This is a genomic window from Streptomyces endophytica, from assembly GCF_026153355.1.
Classification (GTDB): Bacteria; Actinomycetota; Actinomycetes; order Streptomycetales; family Streptomycetaceae; genus Streptomyces; species Streptomyces endophytica.
In genome coordinates, this window is sequence record NZ_CP110636.1 from 5,824,777 (window position 1) to 5,844,881 (window position 20,105).

Sequence of the window (20,105 nt, forward strand, 5' to 3'; positions counted from 1 at the left end):
CGGCCGGCGGCGTCGCGGGTCAGTGCGCGGCGAGGCGGGCGGACACGCAGGGGTCCTCGTTGCGGTAGCCGAGGCGGGTGTAGAGCCGGTCGGCGGGCGCGTTGTCGGCGAGCTGCCACAGCGTGCAGAAGCCGTGCCGGCGCACCGCGTAGCGGGTCAGCCAGGCGGTCAGCGCCGCACCGAGGCCCTGGCCGCGCTGTGCGGCGTCGGTGGCGACGGAGGCCATGAGCGGGGCACCGGTGTCCCGCAGGCTGCTCAGGGCGCCGCAGGCCACGAGCTGCCCGTCCGCGCCGCGGATGCCCGCCCAGAGGCTGACGGCGGAGGAGCCGGGCCCGGTGGAGTGGGCCGGGCTGTGCACGCCCAGGAAGGCGAGCAGCTCGTCGTGGTGGGTCTCGTCGAGCGCGACCACCCGCTCCTCCGCGCGCTGGACGGGCGGCTCCTGGAGCGTCCAGCGGAAGACCCACTCGACGACGTCGGTCACCGGGAGGTGGCGGCCGACCAGGGCGTCCGTGCCGCGCGGGCCGGTGAACTCCCGCACCCGGTCGGGCAGGCCCAGCGCGGCGCGCAGCACGAGTCCGGCCGCGGCCTCCGGTTCGCCGACGCTCCACACGTGGCCGCGGGTGTCGTCGAGCCAGGCCACCGCGCCATCGCCGGACCAGCCGGGCCGGCCGGCCGGTCGCTGCCGCGCGGCGCCGAAACGCAGCAGGGCGGAGCCGGTTCGGCGCTCCAGGCCCTGGTCGAACAGGTCGGTGGCCCGGGGGACGAGGGTCGTTGCCAGCATCGCTCTCAGGGGGACGTACGGACACGGAAAGGCGGCGGCGCCGGTTTCGCGCGCGGGGGCGCGGTCGGAACCGTCCGCAAGGGGTGGGGGGAGCCCGGCGGCGGCAGCGCACGGGGGCGGGCCCGGCCGACCGGACGGCCCACTGTCGCACACCGCCCCGGGCCCCACGCAAATCCACCTCCGCGCCGGGCCGCGGCCGGTCAGCGCAGGGCCAGTTCCGCCCAGATGATCTTGCCTTCGGAGGTGTAACGGGTGCCCCAGCGCCCGGCCATCCGGGCGACGAGGAAGAGCCCGCGACCGCCCTCGTCCTCGCCCGCGGCGAACCGGAGATGGGGCGCGGTGCTGCTGGAGTCGGAGACCTCGCAGATCAGCGTGCGGTCGTACAGCAGGCGGACGCCGATCGGGCCGGAGGCGTAGACGATGGCGTTGGTGACCAGCTCGCTGAGGATGAGCTCGGTGGTGAAGACCTCCTCCTCCAGGCCCCATTCCATCAGCTGCCGGGTGAGGTGCGCCCGGGCCTCGGCGACGGCCGCGGGGTCGGCGGGGACCTCCCACTCGGCGATGCGGTCGGGCGGCAGCAGGCGGGTGCGCGCCACGAGGAGGGCGATGTCGTCGCGCTGCCGGTCGGGGAGCAGGGCGCCGAGCACGGCCTCGCAGGTCTCCTGCGGCGTCCGGTCGCGGTGCGCCAGGGCCGTGGCGAGCTGGTGCATGCCGGTGTCGATGTCGTGGTTGCGGTCCTCCACCAGGCCGTCGGTGTACAGGACCAGGTTGCTGCCCTCGGGCAGCCGCAGCTCCACGGATTCGAAGGGCAGGCCGCCGATGCCGAGCGGCGGGCTGGCCGGGAGGTCCGGGTACGTGACGGTGCCGTCCGGGTGGACGAGGGCCGGCGGGAGGTGGCCGGCCCGGGCCAGCGTGCAGCGGCCGGAGGCGGGGTCGTAGATGGCGTAGAGGCAGGTGGCGCCGGCGACGGTGGCGTCGTCGTTCGCCGCGGTGGCCTCCTCGTCGATGCGGTTGACCAGCTCGTCCAGGAAGCCGAGGAGCTCGTCGGGCGGCAGGTCGAGGGTGGAGAAGTTCTGCACCGCAGTACGCAGCCGGCCCATGGTCGCCGCGGCGTGCAGCCCGTGGCCGACGACGTCCCCGACGACCAGCGCGACCCGGGCGCCGGGCAGCGGGATGACGTCGAACCAGTCGCCGCCCACCCCGGTCTGTGCGGGCAGGTAGCGGTGGGCGAGGTCGAGGGCGCTCTGCTCGGGCAGACCGCGCGGCAGCAGGCTCTCCTGCAGGGTGACGGCCATGGCGTGCTCGCGGGTGAAGCGGCGCGCGTTGTCGATGCACACGGCGGCGCGGGCCGCCATCTCCTCGGCCAGCGACAGCTCGCCCTCCTCGAAGGGCCGCTCCCGGGAGCGCCAGAAGTTGACGATCCCCATCCGCACGCCGCGGGCCTGGAGCGGCACGGTGATCAGGGATTCACAGCCGTGGCTCATGACCAGCTCCAGCCGCCCGGGGTCGTCCGGGTACCAGTCGCCGGCCGCCCGCACATCGGGCACGAGCACGGACTGTCCGCTGACGAATCCGGTGGCCATCGGGGTGAGCGAGAGGTAGGTGTGCACCTCGCCCGGCCGGTAGAGGGGGTGGTCGTCGCGGATCCCGGCGACCGCCACCCGGCGCAGCTCGGGCGCCTCGCGGTACGAGCCCACCGGTGGCTCGCCGCCGCTCAGCACGGGTTCGGCCAGGTCGACGGTGGCGTAGTCGGCGAACCAGCGCACGGCGACCTGGGTCAGCTCGTCGGCGGTGCGCCGCACGTCGAGGGTGGTGCCGATGGCCACGCTGGCCTCGTACAGCAGCCGCAGGCGGCTCTGGGTGACCTCCGCCTTCCCGGCGAGGGCGAGCAGGTCGGTGGAGTCCCGCACGGTGGCGACGCTGCCGGGCGGGCCGCCCTGGCGGTCGGTGGAGCGGATGTTCAGCGCGAGCAGCCGTTCGTTGACCGGCAGCACCTCGTCGGAGATCGCCTGCCCGGACATCAGCAGCTCGGTGATCCGGGAATCGAGGCCGAGGCCGGAGAGGCACTGCCCCTCGGCGTCCGCGGGCAGACCCAGCAGTTTTTGGGCCTCGTCGTTCGCCAGCAGGACCCGCCCGTCCGCGTCGAGGATCAGCACGCCCTCGCGCACGGCGTGCAGCACCGCGTCGTGGTGCTCGTACATCCGGGTCATCTCGGCCGGGCCGAGCCCCCGGGTCTGGCGCCGCAGCCGGCGGCTGACCAGTGCGGTGCCGGCCGTGGTGAGGGCGAGCGCGGCACCGCCGGCCCCGACGACGACCGGTAGCTGCCGGTCGACGGCGCTGCTGACCCGGCTCACCCGCATACCGGAGCTCACCAGGGCCACCACGTGGCCCTTGGCGTCCTTCACCGGGACCGTCGCCTGCACCTCGTGGCCGAGCGGCCCGTGGACGCTCTCGATGGTGGTGCGGCCGGCGAGGGACGGCTTGATCGTGCCGACGAATTTCTTGCCGATCCGGCTGGGGATCGGGTGGGTGTAGCGGATCCCGTTGCGGTCCATGACGACGATGAAGTCCACGCCGCCGCGTTTGCGGGCGTCCTCGGTCAGCGGCTGGAGCACCGCGCTCGCGCCCGGATGGCCCTTCTTCAGCACGGTGGGCAGGCCGGGGGCGTGCGCGAAGGACTCGGCGGAGGCGAGCGAACGGTCCCGGGCGCCCTGGAACCGGTCGCTCCGCGCCTGGACCAGCAGGGTGATCACCGCGGCCACGACGAGCAGCAGCACGATCAGCACCTGCAGGAGGAACATCTGGCCGGCGACACTGTGGACGTCCACCAGGGCGCGCAGGCGCTGGTGGAGCGGTTTCGGCGGGCCGCCGTCCCGTGCCCGCCGGCCGTTGTCGCCCGGGCGCCGACCGGTGGACCTGCGCCCCGGAGCGAACCACGGAAAGCGGCCGGAAAATCGGGCCATGCTCCATATGTACCTCGCGCACCGACGTGGCCGATACGCACCACGCTGAAGTATCACATGACTGTACGGCGGTGACCGGGCCCGCGGGGCGGTGTTCCGGGGCCCGTCCGCCGTGCTCAGCCCGCCGGCTCGCCCAGGAACTCGCAGGTACGGCGCGGGTCCGCGTCCCCGGCGAGCTCCGTGCCGCAGAGGACCACCTCCGTCGCCCCGGCGTCCCGGTAGCGCCGCACCTCGGCCGCTACCGTCCGCTCGTCGCCGATCACGGCCACGTCGGCCGCCCCTTGCCGCCGGAGAGCCCGATGACCCGGGCGTAGGACGGGATCGGCTCGTAGCAGGCGAGCTGCTCGGTGAACGTCCGGCGCACCGCGTCGGCGTCGTCCGTGACCAGTCCGGGCACCAGCGCCACGATCCGGGGCGCTGGCCGACCGGCGGCCTCCGCCGCAGCGGTGACGGCCGGGACGATGTGCTCGGCCAGCGCGCGGGGCCCGGCGAGGTACGGCAGGACCCCGTCGGCCGGCTCGCCGCTCACCCGGAGGGCCCGCGGGCCCATCGCGGCGACGGGCGGCGGCACGCCCGCCTCGGCGCCCGGCACCCGTGCGGGGATCGGGGTGGCGGCGGTCAGCAGCTCGCCGCGGAAGTCGGCGCTGCCGGTCGCGGTCGGCTGGCGCAGCGCGGTGAGGAATTCCCGCAGCCGGGCTTCCGGCCGCTCGATCCCCGTCTTCGGACACCATCCGCTGGTGGTCTCCCGCGGCCGCCGCCTCCGCGGCGAGCCGCACGGTGGCGTCGATCCGGCTGCCGGGTCGGTCGCGTTGAGTGCCACTTCCACAGTCGTGTCAGCGGGAGCGAAAGGGAGTTGGCCGGTCATTCCGGTGCGGGCGTGACGCTGCTTTGTCGGCTGTGTGAACTCCTTCTCTGCCCAGCCGGTGGGGTGACGTGTACCGGGGGCTCAGGCGGCGGCGGTCGAACCGGTCGGGCCCGTGCCCGGGCCGGCGGGGTCGCGGTGGATCGGGGTGTCGGAGCCGGTCAGCGGCCGGCCCGTACCGCCGCGCCGGGCCGCGACGATCTCGGCGGCGATGGACAGGGCGGTCTCCTCGGGCGTACGTGCACCGAGGTCGAGACCGATCGGGGAGCGCAGCCGGGCCCGCTCGCGGTCGGTGAGGCCGGCCTCGCGCAGTCTTCGGTCGCGGTCCTCGTGGGTGCGGCGGGACCCCATGGCGCCGACGAACGCGACCGGCAGCCGCAGCGCCACCTCCAGCAGCGGTATGTCGAACTTGGCGTCGTGGGTGAGCACGCACAGGGCCGTACGGCCGTCGGTGGCCGTGCGGCGGAGGTAGCGGTGCGGCCAGTCGACCACGATCTCGTCGGCCTCGGGGAAGCGGGCCCGGGTGGCGAAGACGGGGCGGGCGTCGCAGACGGTGACGTGGTAGCCGAGGAACTTGCCGGTACGCACCAGGGCCGCGGCGAAGTCCACCGCGCCGAAGACGATCATGCGGGGCGGCGGTACGTTCGCCTCGACGAACACCGTCAGGTCCGCCTCGCAGCGGGTGCCACCCGCCGAGACGTCGAAGCTGCCGGTGCGGCCCGCGTCCAGCATGGCGCGGGACTCGCCCCGTGCCGTGCGGTCCAGGTCCGGGCCGCCGCCGAGGCCGCCCTCGTGGGAGCCGTCGGGGTGGACGAGCAGCGCCCGGCCGAGGAGGTCGGCCGGGCCCTGGACCACCCGGGCCAGGGCCGCCGCCTCGCCCCGGGCGGCGGCCGCCAGCGCGGCGGCGAACACCGGCCGGTCCGGGGCGTCGGCGGTCACCGGCGTGACCAGGACCTCGATCGTTCCGCCGCAGGTCAGCCCGACCGCGAAGGCGTCCTCGGCGCTGTAGCCGAAGCGTTCGCGGACGGTCGTGCCGTCCTGCAGCGCCTGGGCGCACAGGTCGTAGACGGCCGCCTCCACGCACCCGCCGGAGACCGAACCGATGGCCGTGCCCCCGCTGTCGACGGCGAGGGCGGCGCCGGGGCTGCGCGGGGCACTGCCGCCGACGCCCACGACCGTGGCGACGGCGAACTCCCGCCCCTCCTCGGTCCACCGGTTCAGCTCATCGGCGATGTCCAGCATCCCGCTCTCCCACGCTTCCTCGTCCGGTCCCCGCCTGCAGGACCCGGTCCGGCCGGATCGGCAGATGCCGGTGCCGTACACCGGTCGCGTGCCAGACCGCGTTGGCGATGGCCGCCGCGGCACCGACGATGCCGATCTCGCCGATGCCCTTGATCCCCACCGGGTCGTCGGGGTCCGGATCGTCCACCCAGTCCGCCTCGACGAGCGGTACGTCGGCGTGTGTGGCGACGTGATAGCCGGCGAGGTCGGCGCCGACGTGGCCGCCCGAGGCGCGGTCCCGGACCGCCTCCTCGTGCAGGGCCATGGAGATGCCCCAGATCATGCCACCGACGAACTGGTTGCGCGCGGTGAGCGGATTGACGATCCGGCCCGCCGCGAAGACGCCGAGCATGCGCCGTACCCGCACCTCGCCGGTGGTGACGTCCACGGCGACCTCGGCGAACTGTGCGCCGAAGGAGTGCCGTTCCTTCTGCGCGAGGGCGCCGATCGCCGCGGTGGTGTCCGACCGTACGGTGATGCCCTCCGGCGGGATGTCCGTGCCCAGCGCGAGCCGCTCGCGCAGCTCCTTCGCCGCGGCCAGCACCGCCCAGGACCAGGAGCGGGTGCCCATCGAGCCGCCCGCGATCATCGCCGGGCCGAAGTCGCTGTCCCCGATGCGCACCCGGACCCGGGCCGGCGCGACCTCCAGCGCATCGGCGGCGACCAGGGTGAGCGCGGTGCGCGCCCCGGTGCCGATGTCGGCCGCGGCGATCCGCACGGTGAAGGTGCCGTCCGCCTCGGCCGTCAGGACCGCCGTGGAAGGGGCGGCTCCGGCGCCGAAGGAGGCCGCGGCGGTTCCGGTGCCGAGCAGCCAGCGCCCCTCGCGGCGGAGTCCGGGACGCGGGTCCCGGTCGGCCCAGCCGAACCGGCGGGCGCCCTCCTCGAAACAGGCGCGCAGGTTGCGGGTGCTGAACGGCAGACCGGAGACCGGGCCCTTCTCGGGTTCGTTGCGCAGCCGCAGCTCGATCGGGTCGATCCCGCACTTCTCGGCGAGCTCGTCGAGCGCCGCCTCCAGCGCGAACGACCCCGGTGCCTCGCCCGGCGCGCGCATGAACGTCGGTGTCGGCACGTCGAGCCGTACGACGGTGTTGGTGGTGTGGTGGGCGTCGGCGTCGTACATCACCCGGGCCACGGCGGCGCTCGGCTCGATGAATTCGTGCACGGTCGAGGTCAGGCTCAGGGCGCGGTGCTCCAGCGCGCGCAGCCGCCCGTCGGCGTCGGCGCCGAGCCGGACCCGCTGGCTGGTGGGGCTGCGGTAGCCGGTCAGCGAGAACATCTGACGGCGGGTCAGGACGACGCGTACGGGGCGCTGGAGGACGGTCGCGGCCATCACGGCGGCAACCTGGTGTGCGCGCACGCCCTTGCTGCCGAAGCCGCCGCCGACGTGCTCGGACCGCACCCGCACCGCGGACGGGTCGAGCGAGAACAGCTTGGCGAGCTCGCCCACGACCCAGGTGGCGCCCTGGTTGGAGTCGACGACCTCCAGCCGGCCGCCGTCCCAGCGGGCCGTCGCCGCATGGGGCTCCATCGGGTTGTGGTGCTCTTCGGGCGTGGTGTACTCGGCGTCCAGGACGACGGCGGAGGCGGTGAGTTCGGCCTCCAGGTCGCCCTTCTCCGCCACTGCCGGCAGATGGCCGTCCAGCGGGTAGGCGTCCGGGTGCCCGCCGGCGAAGTCGATGTCGTGCGGCTCCTGGTCGTAGTGCACCACCAGCGCTTCGGCGGCCGCCCTGGCCTGCTCGGACGTCTCGGCGACGACCAGCGCCACCGGCCAGCCCAGGCTCGGCACCCGGTCGTGCTGGAACACCGCGCAGGTCGGGTCCGGAGCACCCAGCATGCCGACGTACTCGGTGTCGACACGCGGGGCGTTGCCGTGGTGCAGCACCGTGAGCACGCCGGGCATCGCCAGGACGGGCCCGGACTCCACCGAGCGGATCCGGCCGCGGGCGATGGTGGACACCACCAGCCAGCCGTGGGCGAGGTCGGCGAACGGGATCTCGCCGGCGTAGCGCGCCGCGCCGGTGACCTTGGCCAGGCCCTCCACGCGGGTGTGCGCGGTGCCGACGGCTCCGCGTACGGCGGTGGTTTCCGTCGTCGTCGTGGTCATCGCGCGGCCTCCTCGGCGAGCTCGGTCAGCAGGGCGACGACGAGATTGCGCATCAGCGTCACCTTGTGTCCGTTGTGGGGTAGCGCCTCGGCCGCGGCGAGTTCGGCGTCCGCGGCGGCGGCGAACGCCTCGGCGTCGGCCGGCCTCCCGGTCAGCACCCGCTCGGCCGCGAGGGCCCGCCACGGCCGGGACGCCACCGCCCGAGGGCGAGGCGGACGTCGCGCACGACTCCGTCGCGGATGTCGAGGGCGGCGGCGATCGAACCGATCGCGAAGGCGTACGACGCGCGCTCCCGCACCTTGCGGTAGCGCGAAGCTGCGGCAACCGGCAGCGGCGGCAGGGTGACCCCGGTGATCAGCGCCCCGGACGGCAGTGCGGTCTCCCGGTGCGGGGTGTCCCCACGGGCAGATAGAACTCCGCGAGCGGCAACTTCCCCGGCCCGTCCGCCGTTTCGTAGTGGACGACGGCGTCGAACGCGGCCAGCGCCACCGCCATGTCCGAGGGGTGGACCGCGACGCAGTGCGAGGAAGCGCCGAGGATCGCGTGGTTGTGGTGCTCGCCCTCGATGGCGGAGCAACCGCTGCCGGGCGTCCGCTTGTTGCACGGCCGGGCGAGGTCCGTGAAGTACCCGCAGCGGGTCCGTTGCAGCAGGTTCCCGCCGACGGTGGCCATGTTGCGCAACTGGCCCGAGGCACCGGCGAGCACCGCCTGCGCCAACGCCGGGTAGCGCCGCCGCACGTCGGGATGGGCGGCGAGATCGCTGTTGGTCACCGTGGCGCCGATCCGCAGCCCGCCGTCCTCCGTGAACTCGATCCCGTCCAGGGGGAGTTCACGTACGTCGATGAGCAGCCCGGGCCGCTCCACCCCGGCCTTCATCAGGTCGACGAGGTTGGTGCCACCGCCGAGACAGCGCGCCTCCGGGTCGGCCCCGAGGAGCGCGACCGCTCCGGGAACATCGAACACCCGCTGATAACCGAACTCCCTCATGCCGCCCCCTCCGTGCCCGCCGAACCCGCTTCGATCCCCTGCGCCGATCCGGCTTCATGGGCGGCCGCCGCTCGCGCAACGGCCTCAACGATCGATACATACGCCCCGCAGCGGCACAGGTTGCCGCTCATCCGCTCCCGGATCTCCTCGGGTGTCAAGGGCGGAACTCCCGCCTCCGGCCGCACATCGGCACTCGCCGCACTCGGCCACCCGGCCGCGTGCTCCTCGATCACCGCGAGCGCGGAACATATCTGCCCCGGTGTGCAGTACCCGCACTGATAGCCGTCGAGGTCGAGGAAGGCCTGCTGCACCGGATGGAGCGTCTCACCGTCCGCCACACCCTCGATCGTGGTGATCTCCCGCCCCTCGGCGGCCACCGCGAGCTGAAGGCAGGAGACCGCTCTGCGCCCATCGATCAGCACCGTACAAGCACCGCATTGGCCCTGGTCACAGCCCTTTTTGGTGCCCGTCAGATCGAGCCGCTCGCGCAGCGCGTCGAGCAGCGTGGTGCGGTGGTCGACGGGCAGCGCATGCTTCTCGCCGTTGATGTTCAGGGTGATGGCACTGGACGTCGATAGGGCCATGATCAGCTTCTTTCGCGTGTGACTTTCGTAGGCGATGCGCGAAACAGGAGGAGGGGCAGGGAAGGAAGGGGGCAGAGAACGAAGGGGCAGGGAAGGGGCACGGATCCGGAGTTCGGGGTTCGGCATTCCGGCGAACCCAAGGGCACCTTCAGGAAGGGCACCCCCGCCGGGAGGCACCCCCGGGAAGGAGGCAGTGCATGCGGTACGTCAGTGCGTCAGTGCATCAGGACAGACATCGGGTGCGGTGAGTGCGATGCGGTGCGGTCGGATACGTGCGATGAGCACGGCAACGTAGCAAAAGTGGCGAACGTAGCGAATACAGAAGGGCGAACACCCCACCACCCGCTTCTGCCGCTATGGTGGAGCTAACCGGACAGCTATCCGATTACTGCAAACCTACCGGACACCTGTCCGGTTATCAAGGCCGATCCGGCAAGTGATTCCCGAAGGGAGGACGGGTGCGGGAGAAGAAGGACGCCCCACTGCGCTCGGACGCGCAACGGAATCGCGAGCGCATCCTGGAAGTCGCCCTGGAGGAGCTGACGCGCGCGGCCGACGCCCCGCTGAGCGCGATCGCGAAGAAGGCCTGCGTCGGACAGGCGACGTTCTACCGCAACTTCCCCAACCGCGAGTCGCTCGTCCTCGAGGTCTACCGCTACGAGGTCCAGCAGGTCGCCGACACCGCGGCCCAGCTGCTCGAAACCCGCTCCCCCGACCAGGCGCTGCGGGAATGGATGGACCGCCTGGCCCAGTACGCCATGGCCAAGGCCGGTCTGGCCGACGCACTCCGGAAGGCGACCGCGCACGGCAGCCTGGCCGCCTCCGGACACGGCCCGGTGACGTCGGCCGTCGCCCTCCTGCTGAAGGCCAACGAAGAGGCCGGCACCATCCGCCCGGGCATGACCCCCGACGACTTCTCACTCGCCATCGCCGGCCTCTGGCAGATCGACCCGCACAGCGACTGGCAGTCCCGTGCCGGCCGTCTCCTCGACCTCGTCATGGACGGCCTCCGCGCCGGAGCCCCGGCCGCACACAGCGCCGCCGCGGAGAGCTGAACGGCGCGGTCTACCGCGCCTGAGGGTCCGGGCCCGGGTGGCCGGCGTCGAGTCCCGCCAGGGCCACGGCGGTGGCCGCGAGGGTCAGGGCCGTCTTGCGCACGCGCACAGGTTCCTCCCGAAGTGATCGCGCTCAGAGGTCAGTGGATCAAGGGTTGGCGGTGACCGGCTGTAGCGGCCAACTGTCCGGTCAACGAGATGTTCTCGGCCAGGACACGGCGACGGCAGTCGCGTTCACTGTGTCTGACCTGCGCGGTACGGCGCGCGTCGATCGTTCGTCACCGCCGACGGCTTCTCACTGACAGTGATCGGGCCGCACCTGGCCCGTCTCAGAGTGCGATCACTTCGTTGACGCCCTGACGGGCCCTATGTCCAGGATGTTCGGCATTCCGCGTTCTTCGCCTTACTGCGGAAATTTCTGCCGTACAGCGGAAAGGAACCCCGATGGGTGCACATGTGCACGTCCGCCTGATACAGAGCCTGGGCGTAACCGAGGACGGCGAGCTGATCGAGTACTCCTCGTGCGCCGAGTGCGGCGCGACATGGGTCAAGAAGTACCCGGAGGGGCAGGTTCAGGCCCCGGACTGAGGGACTGACGCGCACCGCGCCCGCTCCCCCTACCGCCCCTGACGGCCCCGCTGCCACAGCGGGCGCACGAGCCACTCCAGGGACTCCAGCCCGTCGGTCGCCGGGGCATCGTCCTCGGTGCGACGGACGCCGAGCAGTTCGATGCGCACCGGGCCGAGCCGTAGCACGAACACGGTGTCCGCTTCGTCGGCCGACGGCTGAGGGCGGCGGGTCCGGGTGGGGACCGGGCGGCCGGGGCCCGAACGGCCCGCTCCAGCGCGGGCACCCCGCCGCTGCACGGAGCGCCGGTCACGCTCGGCGAGAGCACGGTCCGCGTCGTAACGGGCCCGGCTCTGCGGGTCGTGGAGGACGCGGTAGGCCGTCAGTACCTCTGCGAGTTCTTGTTCCGCTGCCGGCCGGGCGGGACCGGTGTCCGGGTGCAGACTGCGGACCAGTCGGCGGTAGGCCGTGGTGATCTGGCGCGCGGATGCGGAGGGCTGGACACCGAGTACGGCGTAGTGATCGGGCTGCGGTCCCGGCATCACCGCCACCTCCTGCTCAGGCAGGCAATCGGGTAGGTATCAGGCAGGCATCGGACCCATACCCGGAATTCCTGGATGAAAGCGCGGGAGTCGGGCACAAGGCTTCATGCATCAAGGGGAACGGTTGCCTCCTTCTCGTCCCCGTCCCCGCCCCCGCCCCCTGTCCCGCCCCGCCCCGCCCCCGCGGAGAGTGTCGGGTCAGCGTCACGACGACGTGTCGCTTGTCGTCGCGCGGGTGACGCGCCCCGTCGTCGCCACCGGTGATGCGGACGGCGACGACGGGACGCGACGGGCGGGGAGGAGTCAGCGGCGGCTCACGGACGCTCCGTCAAGCGCCCTGTTGCCCTTGCAGTTGTTGCAGGGAGGCCACCAGCTTGTCCACCTCCTCCGGGGTGTTGTAGAGCGCCAGTGAGGCACGCGCGGCGCTCGTCAACCCGTAGTGGGCCAGGGCCGGTTGGGCGCAGTGGTGGCCGGCGCGGATGGCGATGCCGTCGCGGTCCAGCCAGTCGGCGATCTGTGACGGGTCCTGGCCGGCGAGGGTGAAGGTCAGGACGCCGACCCGGCCGGGTGCGGAACCCAGCAGTTCCAGACCCGGCACCGTGGACAGGGCCTGTTGGGCATGGGTCGTCAGCGCCGTCTCATAGGCGGCGACGGCGTTCCGGTCGAAGGAGGTCAGCCAGTTCAGCGCGGACAGCAGACCGACCACTCCGGAGATGTGCCCGGTGCCGGCCTCCATGCGGTGCGGCACCGGCGCATAGGTGGTGCGGGTGAAGTCGACGGACTCGATCATGTTCCCGCCGCCCTGCCACGGCGGCATCTTCTCCAGGACGTCCGGCTTCGCGTACAGGGCGCCGATGCCCGTGGGGGCGAACAGCTTGTGGCCCGAGAACGCGTAGAAGTCGGCGTCCAGGTCCGTGACGTCGACGGGGAAGTGCGCCACCGCCTGCGCCCCGTCCACCAGCACCTTCGCGCCGTACCGGTGCGCCAGCGCGGTCATCTCCCGTACCGGCACGACGGTGCCGAGCACGTTCGAGACCTGGCTGAGCGCGACGAGCTGGGTGCGCATGGAGAGCAGATCGGCGTAGGCGTCGAGGTCGACCTGCCCGTCCGGTTGCAGCGGTACGGGTACCACCCGGGCCCGGGTCTCCTTGGCGATCAGCTGCCAGGGCACGATGTTCGAGTGGTGCTCCAGTGTAGAGACCAGGATGTCGTCCCCGGGACCGAGGTTGGCCCGGCCCAGCTCTGGGCGACGAGGTTGATCGCCTCGGTGGTGCCGCGTACGAAGACGATGTCGTCCGGTGACGGCGCGCCCAGGAACTGGGCCACAGCTGCCCGGCCCGCCTCGTACGCCTCGGTGGCCTCCCGGGCCATGGTGTGCGCGCCGCGGTGGATGTTGGAGTTGGCGGACCCGTAGAAGCCGGCCAGTGCCTCGATCACCTGGCGCGGCTTCTGGGTGGTGGCTCCGTTGTCCAGCCACACGAGGGGGTGCCCGTTCACCGTCCGGTGCAGGATCGGGATGTCCCGTCGGGCCAACTCCGGTGAGAATCCGGCCGGTTGGCCGGGGAGGACGGTGGCGGCGGAGGGCGGGGCAGGGACATCGGCGGAGGGCTGCATACCGGCAGGATCCGTGACGGGCCCCGGGACGGGATGCGGGGCGGCACCCGGCACAGAGCTCGGCACGGAGCTTGGCACGGAGCTCGGTACGGAGCTCGGTACGGAGCTCGGTACAGAGCCTGGAACGGAACCCGTGACCGGGGCCGCAACGGGGGCCGTTCCCCAGCCCGCCACCGGGCCTGCCGCCGAGCCCTCGACCGATTCCGTGACCGGTGTCGGGACCGGTTCCGTGGCCGGCCCCGTGACCGGTGTCGGGACCGGTGTCGTGGTCGCAGCCGGGGCGCTCGGCCAGGCGCCCCGGAGGACGTCAGGAGTAGTCATGGTAGTTGGCGACCTCGACGTTCTGGAGGACGGCGAGCGCGTCCTCCACCAGTACCGCGGTGTTGAAGTACGCCGTCATCAGGTACGACGTGATGCCCTTCTGGTCGACGCCCATGTTCCGCATCGACAGGCCGGGTTCCACCTCGTCCTCGATCTTGGCGGGGCGCAGGCCCACCACCCCTGCTCGGCCTCGCCCACCCGCATCAGCAGGATCTCGGTCGTGCCGATGCCCGCGCCGCCGGAGAACCGCACCTTGTCGGACGGCAGCAGCGGGACGCCGCGCCAGGTCAGCAGCGGGCTGCCGAACCGGGTGTCGATGATCGGGGGCACACCCCGGCGCGTACATTCCCGGCCGAACGCGGCGATGGCCCTGGGGTGGGCGAGGAAGTAGCCGGGCTGCTTCCAGACCCGGGTCAGCAGCTCGTCCAGGTCGTCGGGGGTCGGTGAGCCGGTGCGTGCCTGCACCCGCTGCCCGGGCGCCACGTTGTTGAAGAGCCCGAACTCCGGGTGGTTGAGCAGCGAGGCCTCCTGCCGCTCGCGCAGGGCGTGCACGGTGAGGTTGGACTGGGCGCGGATCTGGTCGATGGGCCCGTTGTAGAGGTCGGAGACCCTGGTGTGGACGCGGAGGACGGTCTGCGCGAGGCTCATGTGGTACTCGCGGGGCGTGTCCTCGTAGTCGACGAAGGTTCCCGGGAGGTCGGGTTCGCCGACGTGGCCGGAGCTGAGGTCGACCGGCACCTCGGCGCCGGGCAGCACGCCGTCCGTCGAGAGGTAGGCGTCCAGCGCTCCGCGCACCGTCGCGTCGCGGTCGCACAGTCCGGCGAGCGCGCTGCGGTTGAGGCACAGGGCCACGCCGGGGGTGAGCGCCCGGACGCGGTACGGCATGGGCGCGCCGCGGGTCCAGGAGTCGAGGTCGAAGAACTGGCCGTCGCCGATCACTTCGAGCACCGCGTCCTCGCCGTAGCGGCCGCTGACCCGCTTCTCGGCACGGCCCTGGGCGATCACCCACAACTGGTCGTGCGCCTCACCGTCCTGGGCCAGCATCTGCCCGGCCTCGAAGGGCACTTCCGTGAAGGCGCCGGCCAGTTCGGTCAGCAGGTCGTCGTCCGCCTCCCGGAGGTACGGCAGTTCCCGCAGGTCGCCCGGGATGACACGGGGCGAACCGCCGTCGTTGTGCGTGCTGATGCGGTCGTCGCCGAGGACGTAGGTACGCCGCCGGTTGACGCGGAACACGCCCGCTTCGACGTCGACCCAGGGCAGTGCACGCAGCAGATAGCGCGGGGTGATGCCGCGCATCTGCGGGGTGGTCTTGGTGGTTGTCGCGAGCTGCCGTGCGGCATCCGGGCTGAGGCTCAACTGATCGTTCACGGGACCCCTCCTCGCACACAGGCATGCCGGACGGCCGGCGCACGGCCGGACGACATGCGGGAACAGCCCGATCGTCCGGGCGGGCGTCGCCCACCCGCAACCAACCGTTCGTCGGCCCCCGGCCGGAATTGCGCCCCGTTCTCACGTCTCCCTTCCGCATGGACGTACGACTACGGGCCGTCAGATCGCCACGACCACGAGGGGAATTCCCGAAGGGCCGCGGCGTCACCCGTTCAGGCACTCTCGAACGCCCCACCAGGCACAACCCGGCGTTGCGCATACGGCCTGATTTCCCCTCATAACACAGCTTGGCGTTTCCTAAAGGGCGGCTTATGGCGCTGGTTCATGACGCCGACCGGTGTCCCGGCACGGTGTCGCACCGCAGTGCGGCGTGTTGCGCCGCGGAATGGATCAGGGGCTGCCCGACGTTGTAGGAACCTGCCACCCGATGAAAGGTACGGACATGACCACCGTGCACGGCACGACCCTGGACATTCCCACGCAGGACGGCGTCGTGGACGCCTATCTCGCCCACCCCGACGACGGCCGTGCACATCCGGGGGTCCTGCTGTACATGGACGCCTTCGGGCTGCGCGCCTCGTTGGAGGCGATGGCCAGGCGCCTGGCCGGACACGGCTACACGGTGCTGGTGCCCAACGTCCTGTACCGCACCGGGCGGGCACCCGTGGTGGAACTCCCCGACTTCATCAACCCCGCCGAGCGGCCCGAGATCTTCGAGCAGCTCTTCCCGATCATCCGGGAGCTCACCCCTGAGCGGGCCGTGCGGGACGCCGGCGCGTACCTCGACTGGCTGGCCGCCTCGCCGCTGGTCGCCGACGGGCCGGTGGGCACCACCGGTTACTGCCTGGGCGGCGTCCTCGCGCTCCGCACCGCCGCGGCCCACCCCGACCGCATCGCGGCGGTGGCCTCCTTCCACGCCGGCCATCTGACCACGGACGCCGAGGACAGCCCGCACCGCATCGTCGACCGCATCACGGCGGAGGTGTACTTCGGGCACGCCGATCAGGACTCGTCGCTGCCGGCCGAGGCGATCAAGGCCCTGGAGCAGGCGCTGGACACCGCGGGCGTGCGCTACCGCAGCGAGGTGTACGAAGGCGCCCAGCACGGCTACACCCAGACCGACACCGCCGTCTACAACGGCGCGGCGGACAACCGGCACTGGCGCAATCTGCTGGAGCTGTTCGGGCGCACGCTGGGCTGAGCCGGCCCGCCCGGGCGTCAACCCCGCCGCCCCGCCAGATGTTGTCGAACGCGGCCTTGTCGATGGCGCGCCGCTGCCGCTGGTACCCCAGCTCGCTCAGCGCGTCATGGACGGCGGCGAGCACCGTCTCCACCGACTCGTCCGCCGGCGGCCCGTCGTCCTTGAGACCCCCGGCCCGGGGGTCTTCGGCCGGCTCACCGCCGATCCCGAGATTCGCCGCGAGGGCGGCGAGGACGGGTTCGTCCGCCGCCCAGCGGTCCGCCGCCGCACGGCGCGCGGGCGACTCGGCCAGCACCAACTCACCGGCCCGGAACGGCCTCCAGTGGCCCCGGCGTTCACGGGTGAGCTCGCCGCCCGCTTCCAGGGCGGACAGGTACGCCGTGTACAGCCCGCGGCCCCTGCGCCACAGCCAGTCCTCGACCGACTCGTACGGCTCCTGCTGGACGAGCGCTCCCGCCGCCTCGTCCAACAGGCGATCGGCCGCGCTCGGCCGGTAACCGGGAACGATCCGCTCGCCGTCCAGCGCGGCGGCCTGGGCCCGCAGCAGGTCGATCAGCTCGGCCCCGGCGAGCGCGAGCGACAGGTCGCCCTGCTCGGGAGGCGACGCCTCGCCCAGGGCCACGATCAGCAGGTCCCGCGGTGTGGTCATGACGGCTCCCCACGTCTGTTTCGAGCTTACGGAGTGGACGGCCCGGCTGCATCCCACACCGACCCGGTGGTCCGTAATTGCCCCGGGCCGCGCGCGATATCCCCGCGCCACATCGGGAACCCGTGCCGGGAAGACGCCTCCGAGACCCCGGGTACCCCGGACGTCCAAGAGGCCGGGAGACCCCGGACGCCCCCGTGAGAGATGAGGTGTGGCACTGATGAAGAGCGATGAGTTCCTGGCGAAGGTGCGTGAGCGCGGCGAGTACAGAAGCGGGGCGGAGGCCGAGCGGGTCACCGGGGCCGTGCTGCGGGTGCTGGCCGGGCGGATCACCCCCGGCGAGGTCACGGACCTGGCTTCGCAGCTGCCGGCGCCGCTGGACGATGCGTTGCGTCCCGACGGGCAGCCCGAGAGCTACGGCCGGGAGGAATTCCTGCGCCGGATCGCCGAACGCACCGGCGCCGGACCCGTACGGCCGAGTGGGACGCCTGCGCCGTGCTCTCCACCGTCGCCGAGGCCGTGTCCGGCGGGGAGCTGAACCAGGTCCTCAGCCAGTTGCCCTCGGGCTACGCCGTCTTCTTCGGCAAGCCGGGGCTCGCCGACTGACCGGCCGTGCCTCAGGCCGCCTGCGCCTCGTCGCCGTAGCGCACGGCATCGGCGTAGCGCAGCAGCACGCCGACCCCCTCGCGCAGCCTCAGCTGCTGCTCGGGGACGAGGACGAGTTCCGCGCCGGTGCCCACCAGGGCGCGGGTGAGCGCGGCGTCGGCGCGCTCCTCGCGTACGGTCGCCACGCCGTAGACCCGCAGGTCGCGTTCCCTGAGGGCGAGCTGGCCGGGCTCCGGGCCCACCCACAGGCGCAGCGGCGACTCCGGGTGGTTGTTGAGGAAGAGCGCGCTGACCTGGCCGCGCTGCAGCGCCGAGACCGTGGCCGCGAGCCCTTCGGCACAGGCCCCGTCGTGGGCCCGCCGGGCCAGGAAGGTCTCCAGGAGGGTGCGGTCGTGGGCGGCCATGCGCCCGCTGAAGAGCCGGTCGAGCTGGCTCTCCAGCAGTGCCCGTCCCGGTTCCGGCTGGCCGCCGCCCTCGGCGGTGGCGAGCCGGCCGCGCAGATAGGCGGGGAGCCGGCGGGCCAGGATGCCGCGGGCCCAGGTGTCACCGGCGAGCAGCAGCGTCTCGGAGCCGCGCCGGCGGGCCTGCGTCTCCAGCTGCCGGCCGAGCCGCTCGGCGAGGTGCTGCCACTCGGCCACCGGGACCTCCATGTGGAGCCGGTCCCCGGGCGTCACCTTGGTCAGGGGCCAGGTCCCGGCCTCGGTGTCGATGCGGACGGTGCCCTCGGCGTCGGTGGAGTGACGGCCCGTGTAGTGGACACGTACTGCCAGATAGGCGATCTCGGGCGCGTGCTGGGCGATCAGCGGCAGGGTGTCGGGCAGGGCGCCGAAATGGGCCGTGTCCTGTGCCGGCGGGCGGGGCAGTTCGTCCTGGAGGACGAGCTTTCCGTGCGCGGTGAACAGGGCCTGCCCGTGCCGGCCGGGCACCCGGACGTCGTCGCCGACGGTGCCCGCCACAGCGGCGATGGACTCCGGGTCCGCCCCTTCGGCGAGCAGGTCGTCGCGCAGGTGCCGCCAGCGCAGCGCGATGGCGGAGTCCGGGTCCTCGATGGCGCTGTCGCGCGAGGTGTCGAGGTACACCGAGGCGAACGGGCCGGCTTCCTTGTAGAGCGGTTCGAGGAAAGAAAGTCGCATCGCCACTCCCGCCGGGAACGGAACCATTCCTGGGCCCATGATGCGCCCGGGAGGCGTACGGCGCGTCCGCTGGCGGTGCGGTACGGGCCGCCGCTACCGGTCGTCGGGGCCCGGCCGCGGACCGTAGGCCGCCGTCCGCACGCCGTCACCCCGCACCGTTCACGCCGGCAGCCCGGCCAGCAGCTCCGTGACCTCCTCCGCGGCCAACGGGAGTTCGGCCTCCTCGTACGCCGTCCGCGCGCCTTCCCAGTAACTGCGGGCCTCGGCCGGCCGGTTGGCGGCCGTCGCGAGGTGGCCGAGGTGCTGCAGGGTGCGGGCCCGGCCGACCGTGTTGCCGAGCCGGTGGTAGAGGTCGAGTGCCGACCGGTAGTGGTCGTGGGCCGCCACCCGGCTGCCCCGCAGGCGGGCCGTGAACGCCAGGTTGAAGAGGGTGTGGGCGGTGGCCTGGTGGTCGTCGAGCGCCCGGAAGAGCGGTAAGGCCGCGGCGTAATGGCCGTCCGCTTCCGCGTACCGGCCGAGGCGGCGGGCGGCCGTGCCCATGCTGTGCAGCGTACGGGCCTCGCCGGTACGGTCGCCGAACGCCCGGTAGCGGTCGAGTGCCTCGGCGAAGAGGGGCAGCGCCCGGTCGAAGTCCTGCTTGTGCTTGAGGAAGTCGCCCTTGTCGTACAGGGCCAGGGCCTGCTGGGCGGGGTCCGCGACGGTGTGCGCGAACTCCACGGCCATGTCGCACACTTCCAGGCCGGCGTCCCAGTCCCGCTGGCGGCGGAGGAACCAGCTGACGTCGTGCGCCAGCGGCAGTACCACGGCGGGCCGGCCGTGCCGCTGCGCCAGATGGAGGGCCGACCGCAGGTTCAGGCGCTCGGTGTCGAGCCAGTCCTCCGCGGCGTCGTCCCGCCGGCGCGCGCGGGCCGCCGCCACGATGCGCCCGGTGGCGTCCCGGGCGGCATCGCGGTAGTGGGCCAGCAGCCGGTCGACGGCGTCCTCGACGCCCGCCGCGTCCTCCTCCTCGTGGCGGCGCCGCTCGGCGAACAGCCGCAGCAGGTCGTGGAAGCGGACCCAGCCGCGGGGTTTGCCGGGCTCGACCATGTGGACGTCACGCAGCGCGCGCAGCAGTTTCCTGGCCCGGGGCACGGGCTCCCGGCCAGCGCGGCGGCCGCCTCGACGCTCACCTGCTGACCCGGGTTGAGCGACAGCAGCCGGAACATCCGGGCCTCGTCGGCGGCGAGCCGGGCGTACGACAGGTCGAAGGCGGCGGTCACCGAACGGCGGTCGCCGTAGGACAGCTCCTCCAGGCGGGTGGCGCGGTCGCGCAGGGCCGCGGTGAGTTCGCCGACGGACTGGTCCGGGTCGCCGGCCAGTATCGAGGCCACGACGGCGAGCGCGAGGGGGAGGTGGCCGCAGAGTGCGGTGAGGTCTTGTACGGCCCGGGCTCGTCGAGGGCGCGGGTGTCGTCGGGGCGGCGTATCCGG

11 protein-coding genes and 6 pseudogenes are annotated in these 20,105 nt (G+C 73.0%); 4 read left to right on the top strand and 13 right to left on the bottom strand.

What is annotated here, in order from left to right; all coding sequences use genetic code 11:
* Positions 1-19: 19 nt before the first annotated feature.
* From OJ254_RS26090 to OJ254_RS26120, 7 genes and pseudogenes are all read right to left on the bottom strand, one after another.
* Positions 20-781, bottom strand: coding sequence for a GNAT family N-acetyltransferase (locus OJ254_RS26090; RefSeq protein WP_265364318.1), 762 nt, complete (start codon positions 779-781; stop codon positions 20-22).
* Between the two features lie 200 nt (positions 782-981).
* On the bottom strand, positions 982-3,744 hold the full coding sequence (locus tag OJ254_RS26095; RefSeq protein WP_423835962.1) for a SpoIIE family protein phosphatase: 2,763 nt from the start codon (positions 3,742-3,744) through the stop codon (positions 982-984).
* 116 nt (positions 3,745-3,860) lie between these two features.
* Positions 3,861-4,453, bottom strand: a pseudogene (locus OJ254_RS26100) (LLM class flavin-dependent oxidoreductase); the annotation flags it as partial.
* A gap of 237 nt (positions 4,454-4,690) precedes the next feature.
* Positions 4,691-5,848, bottom strand: a complete 1,158-nt coding sequence (locus tag OJ254_RS26105) for an XdhC family protein (protein ID WP_265364319.1) — start codon at positions 5,846-5,848, stop codon at positions 4,691-4,693.
* On the bottom strand, positions 5,829-7,991 hold the full coding sequence (locus tag OJ254_RS26110) for a xanthine dehydrogenase family protein molybdopterin-binding subunit (RefSeq protein ID WP_265364320.1): 2,163 nt from the start codon (positions 7,989-7,991) through the stop codon (positions 5,829-5,831). Before OJ254_RS26110 ends, OJ254_RS26105 begins: the two co-directional genes overlap by 20 nt.
* A pseudogene (locus tag OJ254_RS26115) lies at positions 7,988-8,978 on the bottom strand (FAD binding domain-containing protein). Before OJ254_RS26115 ends, OJ254_RS26110 begins: the two are co-directional and overlap by 4 nt.
* Complete coding sequence (locus OJ254_RS26120) at positions 8,975-9,562, bottom strand: (2Fe-2S)-binding protein (RefSeq protein WP_265365315.1); 588 nt, start codon at positions 9,560-9,562, stop codon at positions 8,975-8,977. The pseudogene OJ254_RS26115 and the gene OJ254_RS26120 overlap by 4 nt, the downstream one beginning before the upstream one ends.
* A gap of 458 nt (positions 9,563-10,020) precedes the next feature.
* Between OJ254_RS26120 and OJ254_RS26125 the strand changes: the two genes are divergently transcribed.
* Positions 10,021-10,617 (top strand): TetR/AcrR family transcriptional regulator, encoded by a 597-nt coding sequence (locus tag OJ254_RS26125; protein ID WP_265364321.1) that lies wholly within the window; start codon positions 10,021-10,023, stop codon positions 10,615-10,617.
* Positions 10,618-11,061: 444 nt separating this feature from the next.
* Complete coding sequence (locus OJ254_RS26130; RefSeq protein ID WP_265364322.1) at positions 11,062-11,205, top strand: hypothetical protein; 144 nt, start codon at positions 11,062-11,064, stop codon at positions 11,203-11,205.
* Between the two features lie 29 nt (positions 11,206-11,234).
* On the opposite strand, the gene OJ254_RS26135 is transcribed toward OJ254_RS26130, so the two are convergent.
* From OJ254_RS26135 to OJ254_RS26150, 3 genes and pseudogenes are all read right to left on the bottom strand, one after another.
* Positions 11,235-11,726: a J domain-containing protein gene (locus OJ254_RS26135; RefSeq protein ID WP_265364323.1), complete on the bottom strand. Its 492-nt coding sequence runs from the start codon at positions 11,724-11,726 to the stop codon at positions 11,235-11,237.
* A 328-nt stretch (positions 11,727-12,054) separates the two neighbouring features.
* Positions 12,055-13,340: pseudogene (locus tag OJ254_RS26140) on the bottom strand (SufS family cysteine desulfurase).
* A 307-nt stretch (positions 13,341-13,647) separates the two neighbouring features.
* Positions 13,648-15,029, bottom strand: a pseudogene (locus OJ254_RS26150) (family 2B encapsulin nanocompartment shell protein).
* Between the two features lie 463 nt (positions 15,030-15,492).
* On the opposite strand from OJ254_RS26150, the gene OJ254_RS26155 reads away from it, so the two are divergent.
* Positions 15,493-16,251, top strand: a complete 759-nt coding sequence (locus tag OJ254_RS26155; protein WP_265364326.1) for a dienelactone hydrolase family protein — start codon at positions 15,493-15,495, stop codon at positions 16,249-16,251.
* Positions 16,252-16,357: 106 nt separating this feature from the next.
* Here OJ254_RS26155 and OJ254_RS26160 read toward each other — a convergent pair.
* Positions 16,358-16,900, bottom strand: a pseudogene (locus OJ254_RS26160) (GPP34 family phosphoprotein); the annotation flags it as partial.
* Positions 16,901-17,117: 217 nt separating this feature from the next.
* Here OJ254_RS26160 and OJ254_RS26165 point away from each other — a divergent pair.
* A pseudogene (locus OJ254_RS26165) lies at positions 17,118-17,503 on the top strand (DUF2267 domain-containing protein).
* A gap of 11 nt (positions 17,504-17,514) precedes the next feature.
* On the opposite strand, the gene OJ254_RS26170 reads toward OJ254_RS26165, so the two are convergent.
* Complete coding sequence (locus tag OJ254_RS26170) at positions 17,515-18,636, bottom strand: baeRF2 domain-containing protein (RefSeq protein ID WP_265364327.1); 1,122 nt, start codon at positions 18,634-18,636, stop codon at positions 17,515-17,517.
* A 159-nt stretch (positions 18,637-18,795) separates the two neighbouring features.
* Complete coding sequence (locus OJ254_RS26175; RefSeq protein ID WP_265364328.1) at positions 18,796-19,767, bottom strand: tetratricopeptide repeat protein; 972 nt, start codon at positions 19,765-19,767, stop codon at positions 18,796-18,798.
* Positions 19,768-20,105: the final 338 nt, after the last annotated feature.

What these genes read in the sequence shown, in the direction of transcription:
- OJ254_RS26130 (WP_265364322.1), top strand. Translation starts at nt 11,062, where the DNA reads ATGGGTGCACATGTGCACGTCCGCCTGATACAGAGCCTGGGCGTAACC.
- OJ254_RS26090 (WP_265364318.1), bottom strand. Translation starts at nt 781, where the DNA reads ATGCTGGCAACGACCCTCGTCCCCCGGGCCACCGACCTGTTCGACCAG.
- OJ254_RS26135 (WP_265364323.1), bottom strand. Translation starts at nt 11,726, where the DNA reads ATGCCGGGACCGCAGCCCGATCACTACGCCGTACTCGGTGTCCAGCCC.
- OJ254_RS26120 (WP_265365315.1), bottom strand. Translation starts at nt 9,562, where the DNA reads ATGGCCCTATCGACGTCCAGTGCCATCACCCTGAACATCAACGGCGAG.
- OJ254_RS26110 (WP_265364320.1), bottom strand. Translation starts at nt 7,991, where the DNA reads ATGACCACGACGACGACGGAAACCACCGCCGTACGCGGAGCCGTCGGC.
- OJ254_RS26095 (WP_423835962.1), bottom strand. Translation starts at nt 3,744, where the DNA reads ATGGCCCGATTTTCCGGCCGCTTTCCGTGGTTCGCTCCGGGGCGCAGG.
- OJ254_RS26155 (WP_265364326.1), top strand. Translation starts at nt 15,493, where the DNA reads ATGACCACCGTGCACGGCACGACCCTGGACATTCCCACGCAGGACGGC.
- OJ254_RS26105 (WP_265364319.1), bottom strand. Translation starts at nt 5,848, where the DNA reads ATGCTGGACATCGCCGATGAGCTGAACCGGTGGACCGAGGAGGGGCGG.
- OJ254_RS26170 (WP_265364327.1), bottom strand. Translation starts at nt 18,636, where the DNA reads ATGCGACTTTCTTTCCTCGAACCGCTCTACAAGGAAGCCGGCCCGTTC.